At 39.2% G+C, this 18,776-nt stretch carries 14 protein-coding genes; 6 read left to right on the forward strand and 8 right to left on the reverse strand.

Going from position 1 to position 18,776, the window contains the following annotated elements; translation table 11 throughout:
* Nucleotides 1-20: 20 nt before the first annotated feature.
* The 3 genes from PALPR_RS13245 to PALPR_RS13255 all read right to left on the reverse strand — a co-directional run bounded on the left by PALPR_RS13245 (nt 21) and on the right by PALPR_RS13255 (nt 4,046).
* Nucleotides 21-1,202: an SIR2 family protein gene (locus PALPR_RS13245; protein WP_171805047.1), complete on the reverse strand. Its 1,182-nt coding sequence runs from the start codon at nt 1,200-1,202 to the stop codon at nt 21-23.
* 192 nt (nt 1,203-1,394) lie between these two features.
* The gene (locus PALPR_RS13250; RefSeq protein WP_013446158.1) at nt 1,395-3,101 is read right to left on the reverse strand and encodes an ATP-dependent nuclease; all 1,707 of its coding nucleotides are present in this window, start codon (nt 3,099-3,101) and stop codon (nt 1,395-1,397) included.
* Nucleotides 3,102-3,266: 165 nt separating this feature from the next.
* On the reverse strand, nt 3,267-4,046 hold the full coding sequence (locus tag PALPR_RS13255; RefSeq protein ID WP_013446160.1) for a hypothetical protein: 780 nt from the start codon (nt 4,044-4,046) through the stop codon (nt 3,267-3,269).
* Nucleotides 4,047-5,091: 1,045 nt separating this feature from the next.
* Between PALPR_RS13255 and PALPR_RS13260 the strand changes: the two genes are divergently transcribed.
* The 6 genes from PALPR_RS13260 to PALPR_RS13280 all read left to right on the forward strand — a co-directional run bounded on the left by PALPR_RS13260 (nt 5,092) and on the right by PALPR_RS13280 (nt 12,771).
* Nucleotides 5,092-5,289, forward strand: a complete 198-nt coding sequence (locus tag PALPR_RS13260) for a hypothetical protein (RefSeq protein WP_013446161.1) — start codon at nt 5,092-5,094, stop codon at nt 5,287-5,289.
* Between the two features lie 12 nt (nt 5,290-5,301).
* Entirely contained in the window at nt 5,302-5,433 is a 132-nt protein-coding gene (gene kdpF, locus PALPR_RS15715; RefSeq protein WP_013446162.1) for a K(+)-transporting ATPase subunit F, read from the forward strand.
* 31 nt (nt 5,434-5,464) lie between these two features.
* Nucleotides 5,465-7,159, forward strand: a complete 1,695-nt coding sequence (kdpA, locus tag PALPR_RS13265) for a potassium-transporting ATPase subunit KdpA (protein WP_013446163.1) — start codon at nt 5,465-5,467, stop codon at nt 7,157-7,159.
* A gap of 40 nt (nt 7,160-7,199) precedes the next feature.
* Nucleotides 7,200-9,278, forward strand: a complete 2,079-nt coding sequence (kdpB, locus tag PALPR_RS13270; protein WP_013446164.1) for a potassium-transporting ATPase subunit KdpB — start codon at nt 7,200-7,202, stop codon at nt 9,276-9,278.
* A 54-nt stretch (nt 9,279-9,332) separates the two neighbouring features.
* On the forward strand, nt 9,333-9,989 hold the full coding sequence (gene kdpC / locus PALPR_RS13275) for a potassium-transporting ATPase subunit KdpC (RefSeq protein ID WP_013446165.1): 657 nt from the start codon (nt 9,333-9,335) through the stop codon (nt 9,987-9,989).
* 121 nt (nt 9,990-10,110) lie between these two features.
* The gene (locus PALPR_RS13280; protein WP_013446166.1) at nt 10,111-12,771 is read left to right on the forward strand and encodes a sensor histidine kinase; all 2,661 of its coding nucleotides are present in this window, start codon (nt 10,111-10,113) and stop codon (nt 12,769-12,771) included.
* A gap of 77 nt (nt 12,772-12,848) precedes the next feature.
* Here the strand turns inward: PALPR_RS13280 and PALPR_RS13285 are convergent, their stop codons facing one another.
* The 5 genes from PALPR_RS13285 to PALPR_RS13305 form a co-directional block, all read right to left on the reverse strand.
* The gene (locus PALPR_RS13285; protein WP_013446167.1) at nt 12,849-13,532 is read right to left on the reverse strand and encodes a response regulator; all 684 of its coding nucleotides are present in this window, start codon (nt 13,530-13,532) and stop codon (nt 12,849-12,851) included.
* 255 nt (nt 13,533-13,787) lie between these two features.
* Complete coding sequence (locus tag PALPR_RS13290; RefSeq protein WP_013446168.1) at nt 13,788-16,130, reverse strand: glycosyltransferase; 2,343 nt, start codon at nt 16,128-16,130, stop codon at nt 13,788-13,790.
* Nucleotides 16,127-17,245, reverse strand: coding sequence for a glycoside hydrolase family 130 protein (locus PALPR_RS13295; protein WP_013446169.1), 1,119 nt, complete (start codon nt 17,243-17,245; stop codon nt 16,127-16,129). The genes PALPR_RS13290 and PALPR_RS13295 overlap by 4 nt, the downstream gene beginning before the upstream one ends.
* 45 nt (nt 17,246-17,290) lie before the next feature.
* Nucleotides 17,291-18,376 carry an AI-2E family transporter gene (locus PALPR_RS13300; protein WP_013446170.1) on the reverse strand — a complete coding sequence of 362 codons (1,086 nt, stop codon included), beginning with the start codon at nt 18,374-18,376 and terminating at the stop codon, nt 17,291-17,293.
* Nucleotides 18,373-18,771: a hypothetical protein gene (locus PALPR_RS13305; RefSeq protein ID WP_013446171.1), complete on the reverse strand. Its 399-nt coding sequence runs from the start codon at nt 18,769-18,771 to the stop codon at nt 18,373-18,375. The genes PALPR_RS13300 and PALPR_RS13305 overlap by 4 nt, the downstream gene beginning before the upstream one ends.
* Nucleotides 18,772-18,776: the final 5 nt, after the last annotated feature.

The raw sequence follows: 18,776 nt of genomic DNA on the forward strand, positions 1-18,776 counted from the left end.
CATTCTTTTTTCTTTTTCTGTCAATCAAAATCTGTCAGCGCTAAAGATTCTAATTGTTTTTTGATAATTTTGGCGTTAATTTCTTTCGCGAATTTTTCAACTGTGTCGCCAGCATAAGGGTCTACAATGAATGTTTTTTTATTTTTGAAATCAAAATTATCGACAATCATCTTGTTTACTTCAGAGTCTTTTGCACCATAACCTACAATTATTAATTTGTCGGCATTTTTCAAATTGGCTTTAAAAATGTCAAATAATTTATTGTATAATAATGGTTCTTCGTATCGTTTTATTTTTGAAGTTGTTCCTGTCAAAAAATCGGCGTGGTAATTCACAAAACATCTTTCATAAGAAAGTATTCCGTTCTTATCCTTTACTTCTTTTAGAATATTTGAAACGCCAATACCATATCTTGATTTAATATAGTTTTCAGCAACTAAAGATATTCCTTCGTTTCTATAATAGACACAATAGTCGAGACTTCCATGAAGTTTAAAAAGCCTGTATTTTTTTGAATAATTCCCTGTATAATGTTGTAGTCGGCAATTATAAGAGCGATTATCTGTAGATAAAGTTCCATAGTATTGAGAACCTAATTCTTCAAAACCATCACAAAGCTCACCAGATAAAAAATCTGTTTTATTTAACGATTCAAAGAATAAATCATGATTTAAAGTATGGATATTTACTATTTTTGTTTCTCCAATGTGCTTTAAGTATTTCAAAAATCCAGTATAACCTGTATATGTATTTCCAATTTGATATGGTTCATTGTCATACCAGTTTGCACCTATTCCGTCCTTAAGAAAATGCGCAACTAATTGGTTATAGATATTTCTTAGTGCAAATATGATTTGGGAATAGTCTTTGTCTTTTATGTATCCAGTAGCTAAACTCTCAGCTTCTTTGTCATTAACAGCCTCTTCTAATAAATAATCATAGAATTCCTCATAGTCAAAGTTTCCCTTTTTCTTATTATAATGTTTGATTAGTTCAAGACAAAATTCAAATTCTACTTCATAGCTTGTTTTATATCCAAAATCAGGTTTCTTTCCATCTATTGAAACTGTCAATCTTCCATCAGGTGAGAATGAAATTTCACTTGTGTCTAGTTTTGTAAGACTTTCGTTAAGCGTATTACCTACAGGGTAACCTTTAGGGGCTGAAAAGCCAGCTGCTAATAGTATTGATATTGTCTCCATTTTGGTTTTTCTGTTCTTAAATATGCACATGTTTTTATTTTTTTTAGAATGGGGCATAACGGACGGAACTATATGCAGTTGGGGATTGCGGGTTGCTTTCCTGTCGAACCCCGATGCCGTTGTTGCGGGCTGCGAACTTTGTTGTCCGCACCGAAGCCCCAATTGACATATAGTTTTTGTTACCAAACGTTTTTATTTGAATGCTTTATTGATTTTTTTTGTTAACACATAAAAGTCCTTGTGCAATTCATCACTTATAGCCAATGTTTTAAATTCATCAAGCAATTTTTTCTTCAATTCGTTTTTAGCAGATTTTTGAGGTTTACCATTACCCATTGTTGCTCTTCGAACAGTTTCAGCCTCTCGCCCATAAACATTTGTACATACAATTGTAGGTATTAGTCCTTCGATTGATTCTTTGCCTACCTCTTTTTTCCCAATTGGGAATAGGTCAAGATTTTCCTTAAATCCAATTGCAATTACTGAGCTCTTTATACTTTCAAATCTGTCTAAATCAACAGTCACTACTACATTTTTGAATTTGCTTTTTATGAAATTCATCAAAATATTGTTTTTTAGATTATCTGCTCCATCGTAAGCAAATATTTCGATATCATTCCTTAATGCATTTTCACCATGAATACTTTCTTGAAGATAATTCATATATTCCTTGTCGATAATACCTTCAACTAGTAGTATTTTTGCATTCCCACTAAAAATCACATCTTTCATTGGACCAAAGTCAGATTGATTTATTCCCAATGCAAATGCAAAAGGTTCATACCAGTATTCACTATCCGTTTTTACAACATAAGAACTTGAATCTTTACATTTCGGTTTTGTATCTCTGTCAATAAGAATATTTGCTGCAGGTTCTTTAAAGCTCAATAAATAAGGACTATGAGTTGTTGTTATTACTTGAATTTGAAGCTTTGTAGCCAAGTCTTGTAATATTCGACCAAATTCAGCTTGAGCTTGTGGATGCAAGAAGCATTCAGGTTCTTCAATTATTACGATAGGTGTTATCCTATCTGATTCAGCCGAAGAGTTTTGTGCGCGTTTAGCATTTAGAAGATTGAGAAAAATAAGTGTTCTGTTTTTAGTTCCACTTCCCCAATCATCCAATGAAACGTCAGCGTCTTTTTCTTTTAGAGATATATCGATTGTTTCTCTTTCAAAATTCAGGCCTTGAGTTGATAAACTTACTTCATATTTTTCCTCTAAATTACCCAAAAGGTTGGTAAGCTCGTCTTGATGATGTTTAAGTGATTTCTGTACAATTTTCACCAATTCTTCCTTCTTCTTATTTATTGCTTCTAATTCAGCGGTTCCAATAAAATTTGTCACCTTATCGATACTATCACCAAACGGATTAAAACTCTCATTTCTTGTTGAATTATGGAAAATCAAACATTGAGTTCCTCGTAAACGTTTCAATACTTCTTGCTTTTGATAATCTTCTTTTACTTCATTATTTCCAAAAAGTACAATAAACTTTGTTTCATTTTTAAATGTTTTTGTAAGCTTAATTTGAAGATTTTCTTTATCCGAAATGTCAATATTTGCAGCATCCTTAAAAATTAAGTCCGTGAGAAACTTATAAATTGCTGAATCGCTATTTTTATCTATTTCAAGAGTCAAATCAACAATAACATCTTCTTTTGTTTCTTTTTTCCAACTTGTAATCTCATCTTTCCAATCAAAAGCGTCAATACCCATAATTGAATTACCAGTAAATCGGAATCTTATTCCTTGATTAAGAATTCCTCGAATAGCTCTAATAATATTAGATTTACCAGCATTATTTCTTCCACTAATGGCGGTATAAAACCCTTTGAATTCAACCTCAATATTTTCAAGTGTCCGATAGTTTTTTGCAGTTATTCGTTTAATTATCATATGCAGTCAGTTTTTTTTTAAATGTTTGGTAACGTTAAGTGTATGGTGTCGTAAGGGATTGCGGGCTTCAAACCTGTCAAATCACCACCCAAAATTGATGCGGGAGACACGGCTCGAAAACCTCTGAAACCCTTATGCACTATACACATTGTTGTGTGTTGTTATTTAGTATCTTTCATTGTCCCAATTTTCAATTCCTGTTAATTCTTCAAATATTTTTTCATCACGTTTGACAACTTTTAAGACATTTAAATCAGTCTTAATAATTGAGTCTGTGTCATGTGGGAAATAATTATCGTCGAAATAGAACGCAGTCATTCTTTTGCTTAATTCTGGGTATATGTCAAGTTCACTTATTTTTATAGAAGTAAATACTATACAAGGAGTTCCAATAGTTTTTAATTCCTGATTGTCTTTTATGTAGGCATATAATGATTCACCGCCCCACAACCCCAAAAGTCTATTAAGCCCACTCTCAAAAGTTAACGTCTCTAAACAATGAAAAACCCAAACGTATCCTTTTCTATTTGATTCGCTAAATTCTTTTTTATCAATCAATTTGTCACTTAATACCTTTGATAGAGCTCCTTCTTTTACAGCCTTCTCAATTCTCCTATTTGCAAAGTCTCTATCTAATGGTTTTAATCCATTGTTTTCAATGTCTTTAATTTCCCAATCTAAAAGTTTAGAACAATGAATTCCGATTATTGAATGTTGTTTTAGTAAAGTTTCAATTTCACTGATTATTTCGTCCCACTTTTCACGATAAATATTTTCAGGTCTGTTATACCTTAGCTCGACATCTTCTCTGGCCAATTTACCAATACGATGTTCTTCTTCTAAAAATCCTTTCAGTGAATCTTCATTTTCTCTAATTAGGTCTAGCATTGCACTTGGCCAAGATTCTATGTCATCAAATATTATATGATTTTCGAACTTAATCATCTTTGTAGGTTTTGTAAATACTAGGAGTCGGTCTTAATAACACACAACACAAATATATGTATACCTGAGTTCCACATATATCTCCATATAGCCGGATATGCGGAACTGAGTTCTACGTATTTCCACTTTAGAGGTTACATTTTATTTTTTTAGCCCTCCCAAAAATACAAACTATAATTAACTTACGCAAGTGTAATTATGTTTATTTTGAAATTTCAATTAAAAATGCTTATTTATCTTAGATTTTAGTATGTTTTAAAGTTATGAAGACGTATAGCTCTGTTACTGTAGTGGATAGATGTTTCGTGCGGGTACATAGCTGCTGTTACACTACGCAAGGATAGGATGTACTAGTGTATTTTCAGCGCTACATAGTACATTTTTGAATCTACATAGTACATTTTCAAACCTACATAGTGGCTTGACGTTTCTTCGAGGTAGCTTGACAAAATGAAAATGTAGCTTGACGTTTCTTCAAGGTGGCTTGACGGATTGAAAATGTAGCTTGACGTTTCTTCGAGGTGGCTTGACGAATTGAAAATGTAGCTTGAAGAACCTTCAAGGTAGCTTGACGAATTGAAAATGTGGCTTGAAGAACCTTCAAGGTGGCTTGAAGAAATGAAAATATACTATGTAGCTCTGTCGGCTAATTGTCAAGTCTTTTATTATCAATGTTTTATGATGAAAGTCTGCTATAGCAGGCTTTTTCATTTGCAAACTGACACTTCTGTCCTCCTGGATATACTAAGCTGTCGCTATATTCATTCATCCTGAAATTTTATTGATTGGAAATTTGTTTATTTGTCAACTGGTTTTTGGTAACCAATCCTCTGTCTACATGTTTACTTGTCTACTCGTTTACTGTTTTCTTGTAACTCGCAACTCGTAACTATTTGTAAATGAGCCGTATTTTTTTCTTTATAAAATCCTTATATCTCACCCTGCATTTTTGATTTTATGCTTATACCTTCCATTGTATTTTTGCATCGGATAAACAGGGAGCTTAAACAACAATATTTTAAGCGGTTTTAAATCAACAAACAGAATGGACGCAATAATTAGTTTTCTTGAATTAGCCGGAGGGGTGATTCTCTCCTTTGCAGCCGGATGGTTATTTGCTCGCATTAGCGGCTATGGTGAATTTTACGACAAAATGTTATACGACGACGAATCGGATGCATATATAACAATTAAAGAAAGTAAGGATAATGACGATGATATTATTCATCAATTTTACATTTAAACAACTACTGAGATGGAAACAAAACTTTTAATGGTTACAGCTACTGAAACAAGCAGCACAACAGGCTATATTATCGGAGCAATAATAGCCGTGGTTATACTTGGTTATTTGATTTATTCATTGATTAAACCGGAGAAATTCTAACAACGGATCATTCTCATAATAACAAAATAATATGTTTACAACGTACGATTTTTTACAGATTATCATTTTTCTCGGGCTACTGATAGGCTTAACGCCTGTGCTTGGAAATTACATGTACAAAGTTTTTACCGGCGAAAAGCATCTAATGTCGGCTCCGCTTGGTTGGCTCGAACGATTGACATATAAACTTGTCGGTGTTGATGCTACCGAAGAAACAAACTGGAAGACTTATACATTTGGGTTGTTGCTGTTCAACTTCATCGGATTTCTGTTTGTATTCCTGCTTCAACTCACGCAGGCCTATCTTCCATTAAATCCGGCAAATTTACCCAATGTGTCGTGGCATTCGGCCTTCAACACAGCCGTTAGTTTTATGACCAACACCAACTGGCAAGGCTACGGCGGTGAAACCACACTGAGCTATTTAGTGCAAATGCTGGCGCTTACCGTTCAAAACTTTGTGAGTGCAGCCACCGGAATAGCCGTTTTACTGGCTCTAACCAAAGGGCTTTCGCGCAGAACAACTGACAAGCTGGGCAATTTCTGGGTGGATTTAACCCGTTCTACCTTGTATGTGCTTTTACCACTTTCAATAATATTTGCTGTTTTTCTGGTGGGACAAGGAGTTATCCAAAACTTTGAAACCTATCAAACTGCTCACACATTACAAGGCGCACAACAAGTAATCCCAATGGGTCCGGTAGCTTCACAGGAAGCGATTAAACAACTCGGGACAAACGGCGGTGGTTTCTTTAATGCCAACAGTGCTCACCCATTCGAAAACCCAACTCCATTAAGCAATCTGCTTGAAATGCTTGCTATTCTGTTGATTCCTGCCGGATTGACTTTCACCTATGGTAAAATGGTTGGTTCTAAACGTCAGGGTTGGACAATTTTCATTGTAATGATGATTTTATTACTTGGTGGTTTAGCGATATCCTTGTATGGTGAGTATTCAGCCAATCCTATTTTCGGTCATTCAGCATTGATGGAAGGGAAGGAAACCCGGTTTGGAATAACTAACAGCGTACTATGGTCAACCTCCACATCGGCAGCTTCCAATGGATCTGTAAACGCTATGCACGACAGTCTATCGCCATTGGCAGGAATGGTTGCCATGATTAATATCATGCTTGGCGAAATTGTCTTCGGAGGAGTGGGAGCTGGTATCTACGGTATGGTTGTGTTCATTATTCTCACGGTATTTATTGCAGGATTAATGGTAGGTCGTTCGCCTGAATACCTTGGTAAAAAAGTGGAAGCATTTGAAGTGACCATGGCAATCATAGCCAATCTGGCAACCTCTTTTGTTATTTTGCTATTCACGGCATGGGCGGCGGTAAGTACCTTGGGCTTATCCAGCCTGAACAATGCCGGACCGCACGGATTTTCCGAAATTCTGTACGCTTTCAGTTCAGCAGCCGGAAACAACGGTAGTGCTTTTGCCGGGCTCAATGCCAATACAGTTTTCTATAACCTGCTTTTGGGAATAGGAATGCTGATTGGGCGATTTGGAGTAATTATCCCGATACTGGCTATTGCAGGAAATATGGCAAAAAAGAAAATTACCCCCGTGTCAACAGGAACTTTCCAAACGGATAACTGGCTGTTTGTTTCTTTACTAATCGGCGTAATCATTATTGTCGGAGGGTTGACTTATTTCCCGGCCTTATCATTAGGTCCGATAGTAGAACATTTATTAATGAATAACGGAATTACTTTTTAAACTCCTCTATCCTTAACAGGGACAGAAAATAATTAGCATTATGACAACAAAATCAAATAAAAGTATCTTCAATAAAAAGCTACTTGCGAGGGCTGCGAAAGACAGCGTAATAAAATTAAGTCCTGCTGTTTTGATAAAAAATCCGGTTATATTTATAGTTGGTATCGGAGCAGTACTAACAACTATCATTGTTTTTCTGGGAATTTTTCAGGGAGGATATTCGTCTTTCAATTTACAAATTGCCATTTGGCTCTGGTTTACGGTGCTTTTTGCCAATTTTTCAGAAGCAATAGCCGAAGGACGTGGAAAAGCACAAGCTGAAAGTCTGCGTAAAAACCGCACGCAAACCGTTGCCCGTAAAATGGTTGGTGACAAAGAAACCGAAGTGTTAGCTCCCGATTTACGCAAAGGTGACATTGTGGTTTGCGAAGTGAATGATGTAATTCCTTCGGATGGAGAAGTAATTGAGGGAATTGCCAGTGTCGATGAGTCAGCCATAACGGGCGAGTCGGCACCGGTAATTCGCGAAAGCGGTGGCGACCGCTCAGCCGTAACCGGTGGAACCAAAGTTTTGAGTGACCGCATTCTGATTCGTATTTCAGCCGATGCAGGCGATACTTTTATAGACCGCATGATTGCCTTGGTGGAAGGTGCCAAACGTCAGAAAACACCAAACGAAATAGCCCTGACGATTTTGCTTTCGGGCTTATCCATTATCTTCCTTTTGGCAGTAGTTACGCTTCCGGCATTTTTCGGATACAGTCTAAATGCTTCGGGAATTCCGCAGTCACACAACTTGTCTATTCCGGTATTGATTGCCCTGCTGGTTTGTCTTATCCCAACCACCATTGGCGGATTGTTGAGTGCTATCGGTATCAGCGGAATGGATCGGTTGATTCAACGAAACGTTATAGCTACCAGCGGTCGTGCCATTGAAGCAGCAGGTGATGTGGATGTGCTTTTACTCGACAAAACAGGAACCATTACACTCGGAAACCGTATGGCAACCAACTTTGTTCCGGCCGAAAATGTAACCGTGGAAGAACTTGCCGATGCAGCTCAACTCTCGTCTCTTTCCGACGAAACGCCCGAAGGACGTTCGATTGTGGTATTGGCTAAGGAAAAATTCAATATCCGTGGACGTGACATTACCCATTTGCATGCAACCTTTATTCCTTTTACGGCACAGTCGCGTATGAGTGGGGTGGATTTGAAAACACCCGAAGGAAAAGTACATCAGATTCGCAAAGGATCGTCGCAGGCCATTCAGGCTTTTGTAGAGGCAAATAATGGTGTGTATTCTCAAAAAGTAATTGATATAGTATCCGATTTGGCACGTCAGGGAGCAACACCCTTGGTGGTGGCCGAAGACAATAAAGTATTGGGGGTAATTCACCTGAAAGATATTGTAAAAGGGGGAATCAAACAGCGGTTTGCTGAACTTCGTCAAATGGGAATCCGCACCGTGATGATTACCGGCGATAACTCGCTGACCGCTGCTGCCATTGCTGCCGAAGCCGGTGTGGATGATTTTATGGCCGAAGCAAAACCCGAAGATAAACTGCGCCGTATCCGCGAAGAACAGGAAAAAGGACACTTGGTGGGAATGATTGGTGATGGAACCAACGATGCGCCTGCTTTGGCACAAGCTGATGTTGGTATCGCTATGAACTCAGGAACACAAGCTGCCCGCGAAGCCGGTAACATGGTGGATTTGGATAGTAATCCTACCAAACTGATTGAAGTGGTGGAAGTAGGTAAACAGCTGCTTATGACCCGTGGTGCGCTGACCACCTTCAGTATTGCCAATGATGTGGCCAAGTACTTCGCCATTATACCGGCCATTTCTATTGCACTGTATGCCGGAAGCAACGGACAAGGACCTCTGTCAGCACTAAACATCATGCGACTTGGTTCGCCCGAAAGCGCGATTCTAAGTGCTATCATTTTCAATGCACTTATTATCATCGCACTCATTCCATTGGCACTGAAAGGAGTAACGTATAAACCAATATCAGCCAATAGAGCACTGACAAAAAACCTGCTGATTTATGGATTCGGCGGTTTGGTGGCACCGTTTATCGGGATTAAAATTATTGATTTATTGATAAATTTATAAGACCCCTAACCCCTAAAGGGGAACTTAATTACAACTGATTAAAAAAATACAGATATGAAACAGATAAAAAATTCATTGGAAACTTCTGATAATAGAAGTAATGAGACTCTTAATTCCCCTTTAGGGGTTAGGGGTTCTATGAAAACATTTGGTATCGCTTTAAAAATATTTCTGGTATTTACCATTCTTACCGGAATTGTATACCCGCTTTTAGTTACGGGAATCGCGCAGGTAGTTTTTCCACATCAAGCTAATGGTAGCCTGATTTTAAAAGGCAACAAAATAATCGGAAGTGAACTTATCGGACAACAATCCGACAGCACAATTTATTTTACGTCTCGTCCATCGGCAATTGGAAATAATCCATTACCTTCGGGTGGTAGTAACTATGGTCTGACAGCTAAAAAACTAAAAGATCAGTTTGTTGAACGGAAAAATAAATTTATAGCATTCAATCAATTGGATAAAGATGTAGAAGTTCCGTCCGAAATGCTTTTCGCTTCGGCAAGCGGTCTTGATCCGCATATTTCGCCGGAGGCTGCTCTGCTGCAAATTAATCGTATTGCAAAGGCCAGGTATTTTAACAATACTCAAAAGCAAAGACTGAAAGCACTTGTTGCAGAAATGACCGAAGCACCACAATTGGGCTGTTTGGGTGAAAGTAGGGTGAATGTATTATTACTGAATATTGCTTTAGACAAGCTTCAATAGTTACAAGTAGATAGTTACGAGTTACAAGACGCATAGCACTTTGAAAGAAACAGAAAAAATGATTCGTTAGTGTTTCTCTGTGTTCTCTGTGACTTAGTGGTTACTCTTAATCTTGATTAAAATGAACGATTTCGAAATTGACAGACCAAATCCCGACGAGCTTCTGGCAGCATTGGCCAAAGAAGAAGAAAAAAACAAACGGGGAAAGCTGAAGATTTTCTTTGGCATGTGTGCCGGTGTGGGGAAAACTTACACCATGCTTCAGGCGGCACACGTTGAGAAAAAGAAAGGAAATGACATTGTCATTGGTTATGTGGAAACGCATAAGCGGAAAGAGACAGAAGCATTGGTGCATGGTTTTGAGATCATCCCCCGCAAAGCCATTGAGTATAAATCCACTTCCGTTGAGGAGATGGATTTAGACGCTATTATAGCTCGTCATCCCCAGATTGTGTTGGTGGATGAATTGGCACATACCAATGCACCCGGGAGCCGCCACAATAAACGCTATCAGGATGTGCAGGAGTTGTTGGAAAATGGCATTAATGTTTTCACTACACTTAATGTGCAGCATTTGGAAAGTCGCACCGACACGGTGGCACAAATCACCGGTGTTATCATCCGCGAAACTTTGCCGGACTTTATTTTTGAAACTTCGGATGATATTGAACTTGTTGACATTACGCCCGACGAACTGCTTCAACGACTTTCGGATGGAAAAGTGTATACCCCCGAACGCTCGAAAGAAGCCGTCAATAACTTCTTCCGCAAAGGAAATATTACCGCCCTGCGCGAAATGTCGTTGCGCATTGTTGCCGATCGTGTCGATAATCAGTTGCACGATTACATGCAGGACAAGCGCATTCGTGGTCCGTGGAAATCGGGTTTGCATTTTCTGGTGGCTATTGGCGTCAGTCCATCTTCGCAAGGGTTACTGAAATGGGCCAAAAATCTGGCATACACCATGGGTGCCAATGTGGAAGCACTTTATGTAGAAACTAGTCAACGATTAACCCCACGCGACCACGAGCAGCTGGATGCCAACATTGAACTGGCCAAGGAACTGGGATTCAAAGTGCGCATTGTCACTAATGACGACCTGGTAAAAGCCATTATAAACTATGCTCAAAAAGAAAACATTACGCATATTATCGTTGGGAAATCGCGGTTTAGTAGTCTGAAATCGCTACTGAAGCTCGGTAATTTTGTGAACCGACTGATAAAATACAGCGGTAATATTGATGTGTATATTCTCGGCTCCGATACTCCGGTGGAAGACAAAATCAATATAAAATCAACCATTCCAACCTTTACGTCACGCAGTCGTCAGTACCTCACCGTTTCGCTGATTGTGGCCCTGACTTCGGTGTTGAGTTACTTAGTCAGAGATATTGTAGGCTATCAGGTGGTGTCGGTTATTTTGCTGTTTATGGTTTCATTGCTGGCTTTGTTTTATGGCACCGGTCCGGTGTTGTTTGCCGCCACTGCCAGCGCATTAATCTGGGATTATTTCTTTATTCCGCCTCAATTTACATTTCTTATTCAAAAGCCGCTTGATATTCTGTTGTTGGTTATGTTTTTCATTGTGGCACTGGTCAATGGCACATTAACTTCGCGTGTTCGTCGTCAGGAAAAAAAGATACGTGTGCGCGAAGAACGTACCCATGCCCTTTATCAACTTACCAAGGATTTAAACTCAGTTTCGGGCTTCGACGAGGTGATTAAGATTGCTTACGATTTTATCAACCGTTATTTCAAACTGGAATGCAGCATTGTCGTCAAAAATGATGTGAATCAACTGGAGGTGATGCCGAAAGAGAATTCTACCATTCAATTGACCGAAAGCGAAATGAGTATCATTCATTGGGTAGAGAAAAACTCCATGAAAGCCGGAAATCTCACCAGTACGCTTCCTTCCAACGAATTTACTTATTATCCGTTGATCGGCAGTAACAGCACGTTGGGTGTAATCGTGGTAAAGCAAACCAAAGTATTCACGCACGGTGAAGAACAGTTTTGGGAATCGTCACTCTCGCAAATTATTGGTAAGTACGAACGGGAGCTGTTGCGCAATGCCACCCGCAAAACCTATATGATCAGCGAATCGGAAAAGCTGTATAAGACACTGTTTAATTCCATTTCGCACGAACTTCGCATCCCGATTGCAGCCATTATGGGCTCGTCGGAGACTTTGCTGGAACAGCAACTTCCGGAGCAAATTCAACAGGAACTTTATTCCGAAATCAATACAGCTTCTATTCGCTTGAATCGATTGGTGGAAAATTTATTGAATATGTCTCGGTTGGAATCAGGACGTATTACGCCGCACCCCGATTGGTGCGACGCTCACGATTTAGTGAACTCGGTTTCAGAATCGCTTCAGAATGAACTTGAATCGTTTACGTTTAAAATTGATATCCCCGACGATCTTCCATTGATTTATGTGGATTTCGGATTAATAGAACAAGTACTGCACAACCTTGTTCTGAACGCCACGCAGCATTCTCCTAAAGGAAGCGCTATTGAACTAAAAATCGAACTTGCCGATGATAATTTGTTTATCAAAGTAACCGATCGTGGACATGGATTTCCTGAAGATGAATTGTCATCGGTTTTTGATAAATTCTATCGGGGAAAAGATGCCAAGGCCGGAGGCACCGGACTTGGTTTGTCTATCGTAAAAGGATTTGTGGAAGCACACAATGGATCTGTATCTGCTGCTAATGGAGTAAATGGCGGTGCTGTTTTCACGCTGAAAATACCTAAAAAGGAAAAGAAATAACCTTTCCCTACTATGAGTTTACTTCTCAACTCATGTTTGTTATAGTCCGTAACTTCCTCTGTGGGGTTACGGACTATTTATATTCCACTAAACCTGTATCCAATGCCCGATTCGGTAATCAGTAATTTAGGCTTAGTGGGATCGTCTTCTATTTTTTTACGTAATTGTGCAACAAAAACCCGTAGGTATTGGGTTTGTTCGGTATAGCCATAACCCCAGATTTCCTGGAGAATATACACGTGAGTGAGCACTCTTCCTTCATTTTTGGCCATCAATGCCAACAACGAAAACTCTGTGGTAGTTAGTTTAATGATTTCACCATTTTTAGTGGCCACGTGTTTACTAAGATCAATGGTCAGGTTATCAAATACCATGGCTGCATCCTGTTGACGAATAACTTGATGTGTAGCCACACGTATCCTTGCCAGCAACTCACGGGTACGAAATGGTTTGGTCAGATAGTCGTTAGCCCCGTTGTCCAATGCCCATACAATGTCCTCTTCGGAATTGCGGGCAGAAAGAATAATGATGGGACCTGTGTACCAATCGCGCAGTTTTTTCAACACTTCCAATCCATCCATATCGGGTAATCCCAAATCCAGAATAATCAGAGCCGGATTTACAGAAGCCGCTAACAAACAGCCGTCTTTCCCCGTTTCGGCTTCAACAGCCCGATAACCGTTGGCAGAAAGATTTATTTCGAGAAGTCTCCTTATCTGGATTTCGTCATCTATTATCAGAATAGTTAGCTTTGAGTCCATATCATTGAGCGTTTTTAGTCCATTTTCAATAATACAAAGATATAAGCTTTATTATAAAGATAATATAAAGAATTATAGCTGAACCATAACTTTTATATAATGCAAAACCTAAAGTAAGTTTTCAGATGCTTTTATTTGCTTGATGTTCTACTTTCATAAATGTGTGTTACGCATCGTTATTCAAGTATTGTACCTCCTGCCCAAAGCGTCTCATCGTCCGGATGTGCAACGATGAGTGCGATTGACTTTCTGTTTTTACTCTTCATTTTTATATTTCTCTACGGTTAAGCGTGCCATCAAATAGCTTACAGTGGACTCTGCACCCTGATTCAGGTTTACGTGAGTTTCTTCCAATCCGTCATAACACCCGCCAGTACAAGGGTTATAGATAATCTGATGCAGACGGTTATCGCCCAGAAACCAGTTAAAAGCGATATCCATTTTTTTGTGGTATTCTTCGTCCATAAATACATCGTAAAATTTACTCAGGGTCATGATGGTATAGGCCACATCAATGGGTTGTTCTCCGAATTGTCCGGCTTCCTGCCCTTTTTGCAGCCAACCTTTATTCGAAATTACTTCTATTCCGTTTTTATTGAAAATCAGCGAAAGCAAGAAATTGAAAGAACTCCGGGCTATGTCTTTGTAAATATTCTCGCCTGTCATAAGCCATGCATACAGCATTGCTTCAGGTAAAATACTGTTGGCGTAGGTCATATAGCCCTCGAACCATTCCCATATAATATTTGATTCATACTTATACATCTCAAGCAGTCGGTTGGCGTAAACATGTACTATGTTGAGGTAGTCGTTAGATTTTTTGCCTTTATGAAAGTAGAAAATGCCTTTCATGGCAAAGGACATGGCTCGCGGAGATTTTATGGTTGCCAAATGTTCCATAGCCAACTCAAAAATACTAACGGCATTGGCAATAACAGATGTAGGCAGAATGTCTTTCAACGATACCACATAGCCTAAAGCCCAAACAGCTCGTCCGTTGGAGTCGTCTAAGTTGACATCATTGTTCTGACCGGTGAATTTCTTTTGCTGATCGACGTAGTTCAGAAAATTACCGGTCGGTTGTTGACAAAACTTGATGAAAGCCAGGTATTTTCGGATTTCAGTGATGCTGTCTTTATCTCCTGAGGTTTTAAAATACATACACGTAGCAACTAATGCGCGGGCATTATCATCGAGTGTATAGCCCGATTTTAAATTTGGTTGATTAATCTTCGAAAACTGGATCATTCCGAATTCGGTTGTCATGGCCTGGAAATGGTTCAGATTAATTTCGGGCAAATTATACTGAAGTTGGATTCTATTACCCGACATATATTGGAATAACATGGCATGCGCTACAGCCGAATTTTCCCAGGCGGTTGATACAATTTTTTGCAATGTGTTGGTAATAATGTTTTTACGCAGCGAATAGTCGTTTAGCAAAAGATTGACACCTTTGGCCAGCTGAACGGAATTTTTGAAATCGAAAATGATACCTGTATCTTTTCCCAAAAATTCTTTGGCGTGCGGTATAGGAGTAGAGATAATGGGGCAGCCACAACTCATGGCATACGCAAAGGTACCACTGACAGCCTGATTCGGGTCATTGGTAGTAAACAGGTAAATATCGGTAAGCTGTAGGTATTCAAGCAGCGTGGGTAAATCCAGGTACTTGTTTATAAATTTGACATGATTTTTTATCCCGAGAGTTTTTACTTTTTCTATCAGGCTTTCCCGGTAGACTTCTCCATCATTTTTTACCACTTCAGGATGTGTTTTCCCTATGATCAGAAAAATAACTTCCGGACATTGTTTTATTATGGCTGGCAATGCATTCAGAGTCGTTTCAATACTTTTTCCGGAACTAAGCAGCCCGAATGTAGTCAGCACTTTGCGCCCGACTAAATCGTATTTCTCCTTTAAAAACTTCTCGCTCAGGTGAGGCACCAGGTGAGTACCGTGAGCTATAATATTTATTTTTCTTGTAGATATTCCATAATCATCCATCAGGATGGCTGCCGACGTTTTGGTCATAACAACGATTGATTTACAGGCGGCTACAATGTTTTTTACTTCTAGCTTTAAACGTGCATCGGGCTGGGGGAGTACCGTGTGAAATACAACCACAATTGGCTTGGATATTTCATATAACAATTGCAGAAAAGCTTGTTCCTGATCTTTGTAAAAACCAAACTCGTGCTGAATAAGAACGAGCTGGATGCGATCATCTTCATTGATTTCTTCGGCCAGATTAAGGTACGAAGTCACCTGCGATGTATCCAACCGGTATTTGACTTCGTCAGGATAATTGTAACTGGTTTTGCCATTCTCCAGCGCGCAGATTTTAATTGACAACGAGTTGTTGAATTTGTTATTGAGCGCCGTAATCAGGTCTTGCGAGTAAGTGGCAATTCCGCATTCGCGGGGCGGATATGATGTTATGAATAGAATTTCGGCCTTATCAATCGTTTTGTCTGTATGAGAATGGTGTATACTTTTTCGTATGGTATTGGCGGACAGCGTAGTGCTGTTATTGCTAAATATAGCTTCCTGACTGATAAGTCGGTCTATCTTTTCGGGAATATTTTCATTTTTCATTTTTTCGGTTTTTTAGTTGTTTTCTTTAGCTTGTGTGCGCCTGGCGATTTATCTTTTTTGTCGACAATGCTACTTTCTTCAGTATTCTTCATGTTGGCAAGCAATTCATTCACCAGATCGGTCAATTTCAAAGATGCACAGGCAATATATGAATCGGCTGCCCCATAGTAAATGAATAAAGTATTTCCAAACAAAGCAGCTCCCGTAGGAAAGCACACGTTATTCACTGCACCCAGCAGTTCCCATTCATGTTCTGGTTTAAATAGTACCTCGGGTAGTCTGGCCAGCTCCATGGATGGATTATTTAAATCCAGCAAAGCAGCGCAGGCTGAATACACCAGTCCGTTATCTGTTTCTTCCACACCATGATATATCAGCACCCAGCCGTGTTCGGTTTCGATGGGTGGACACCCGCTGCCAATGTAGTTTGATTCGTGTTGATGGATAGGATCCATCACGATATGGCTTTGAAAATTGAGAAAGTAATCTTGCCAGAATTCAGGAGTCAGATCCTTGATTTCTTTTACGGATACTATTTGGATACCGGGTCTGATGCGATGCAGAAATACAAGATTTCCATTAATCCGTCGGGGAAAGAATACAACGTTTTTATCCCACAGCAGAATTTTTTCATCCGGATCGGATTCCTGATAGTAAAATTTGTGGTTGTGATAATAATTCTCATTTACCTTTCCGGCCGATTCTACCAGATATACAAAATGAGCGTAGGAGATGGGAGGAACTATCAGACCTTGTTTTGTAAAAGTCACTAAATCTTTCGAAGTAGCCAGCGCACCACGCGCATTCACCCCGTCGTATCCGGTGTAGGACATATAATACGTATCATCAATCTTTACGATACGTGGATCTTCAACACCTTGCGACTCATAATCAAATTCCGGGAAAATAATGGGTTTATCGCATCTTTCGGCTATATTAAGTGGTCCGTCTAACCGGCAATAACCAATTGTGGACTGATTCCAGAGTTGAACAGCACGGTAAAATATATGAACACTATCTCCATCGCGAATTACTGCAGGATTTAAAATACCTTCATTTTCAAATTCTAATTCAGATTGGGATAATAATATCCCTTCTTTTTTTACTTCTATCATGATTATTTATTTTACCGTGAGTAATTGTTTGAGTTTTTTAGTGTGTCAATGCATGCTTTTGAGTTTTTTTAGAGCAGGCATAGTATCGCCCAATAGATATCCCCAGGGTTTTGTGGATTCTATATGATCGAAAATGACTTTTACAATAGCCAAAAGTGGTAACGAGAGAAACATTCCGGGAACTCCCCAAAGTGCGTTGCCTACCAGTACCACCACTATGGAGAATAAGGCATTTATTTTTACTTTCGAAGCCACTATTTTTGGGACAATATAGTCATTGTCAATTATCTGTATAAAGGTGTGAACTCCAAAAACATAAAGAGCAAACCACGACGATTCTTTGGTTACCAGTGCCACCATCATAAATAATCCAACGGCAATAATTCCTCCTATGTATGGAATAAGATTAAGCAAAGCCCCCAGCACTCCAAGCAAAATGGCATATTGAATTCCAAGCAGCAGAAGGCCGACAGTATTGAGAATTCCTACAATAATTGCTTCGATAATCAATCCCAGCAGATAATGCTGAATAACCGATTTGGTTTTGGTAGTGATGGAACGCACCTGATTTTGATGTGCTTCGTCGAAAAGGCGATGGACAAACTCTATCAGTAGCGGTTGATAATACAGAATCACAAAGATGTAAACAGGAACCAAGAGCATAGTGGCTACACTACTGCCTACAGTGACAAGGGTCTGGCCAATTAAAGTACTGTTTATTGTAACAAGCTCATGCTGAGTTTTTGTAATCCAGGTATGAATGAGTGCCGGTCTGATATTGAAATATTGCGAAGTGTACTGTATAGTATCGTCCAGAATGGCTGTGAACTTCTTAACCAGCAAAGGCCATGAATCACTGAAGCTTACAGCCTCCTTGTAGATAAGTGCTATAAATGCTACTATAATCAGAGCCATTAGCAGGAGTGTGATAATGATAGCCATGATCCTGTTTATCCGGATACTGACAAGAAATTTCACCACAGGATGCAGTAGAATAGCTATGATGAAGGCAAACACCAGTGGAACAATAATGCCCTGTGCTATGTATAAAATGGCCAACAGGGCAGAAAGGCCGACAAAGAAAATGCCGGCTTTAGCGTAGAATGGTAATATGGATTTGCTTGTTATCACAGGTTTTCTGTTTTATCTTCATTTTTTTTAAATAGATGCTGAATGACAAAATTACCCAGTGCTTTTAGTGCGTCCGGATTCTGTGCCACAATGTTTGTAACTCCAAACTGAAGCACTGTACCCATTATTTTTCGGAACAGATTGTGCGACGTGCCTATTGCAATTTTTTTTGAAACATAACCGCTTAGTAATCCTGTTAATGCACTCAGCATATTGTCAATCAGGTAAGGCGATGAGGTTATTTCACTCAACGTATTCTTTATCAAGTTTGCGGGTTTCAGATTTTCGTATGCTATAAAGAAGTCTTCTTGCAGCAGTTTACCCTGAATGTTTTGCTGGAATTCCAGTTCAATAATCGCAATTTTAAGTTCGGCTGCACAGGTTATATTTTCCATGTGGA

The sequence above is a fragment of the Paludibacter propionicigenes WB4 genome (genome assembly GCF_000183135.1).
GTDB classification, from domain to species: Bacteria; Bacteroidota; Bacteroidia; order Bacteroidales; family Paludibacteraceae; genus Paludibacter; species Paludibacter propionicigenes.

Coding starts and splice junctions, on each gene's coding strand:
- PALPR_RS13245 (WP_171805047.1), bottom strand. CDS start 1,202: ATGGAGACAATATCAATACTATTAGCAGCTGGCTTTTCAGCCCCTAAA.
- PALPR_RS13250 (WP_013446158.1), bottom strand. CDS start 3,101: ATGATAATTAAACGAATAACTGCAAAAAACTATCGGACACTTGAAAAT.
- PALPR_RS13255 (WP_013446160.1), bottom strand. CDS start 4,046: ATGATTAAGTTCGAAAATCATATAATATTTGATGACATAGAATCTTGG.
- PALPR_RS13260 (WP_013446161.1), top strand. CDS start 5,092: ATGGACGCAATAATTAGTTTTCTTGAATTAGCCGGAGGGGTGATTCTC.
- kdpF (WP_013446162.1), top strand. CDS start 5,302: ATGGAAACAAAACTTTTAATGGTTACAGCTACTGAAACAAGCAGCACA.
- kdpA (WP_013446163.1), top strand. CDS start 5,465: ATGTTTACAACGTACGATTTTTTACAGATTATCATTTTTCTCGGGCTA.
- kdpB (WP_013446164.1), top strand. CDS start 7,200: ATGACAACAAAATCAAATAAAAGTATCTTCAATAAAAAGCTACTTGCG.
- kdpC (WP_013446165.1), top strand. CDS start 9,333: ATGAAACAGATAAAAAATTCATTGGAAACTTCTGATAATAGAAGTAAT.
- PALPR_RS13280 (WP_013446166.1), top strand. CDS start 10,111: ATGAACGATTTCGAAATTGACAGACCAAATCCCGACGAGCTTCTGGCA.
- PALPR_RS13285 (WP_013446167.1), bottom strand. CDS start 13,532: ATGGACTCAAAGCTAACTATTCTGATAATAGATGACGAAATCCAGATA.
- PALPR_RS13290 (WP_013446168.1), bottom strand. CDS start 16,130: ATGAAAAATGAAAATATTCCCGAAAAGATAGACCGACTTATCAGTCAG.
- PALPR_RS13295 (WP_013446169.1), bottom strand. CDS start 17,245: ATGATAGAAGTAAAAAAAGAAGGGATATTATTATCCCAATCTGAATTA.
- PALPR_RS13305 (WP_013446171.1), bottom strand. CDS start 18,771: ATGGAAAATATAACCTGTGCAGCCGAACTTAAAATTGCGATTATTGAA.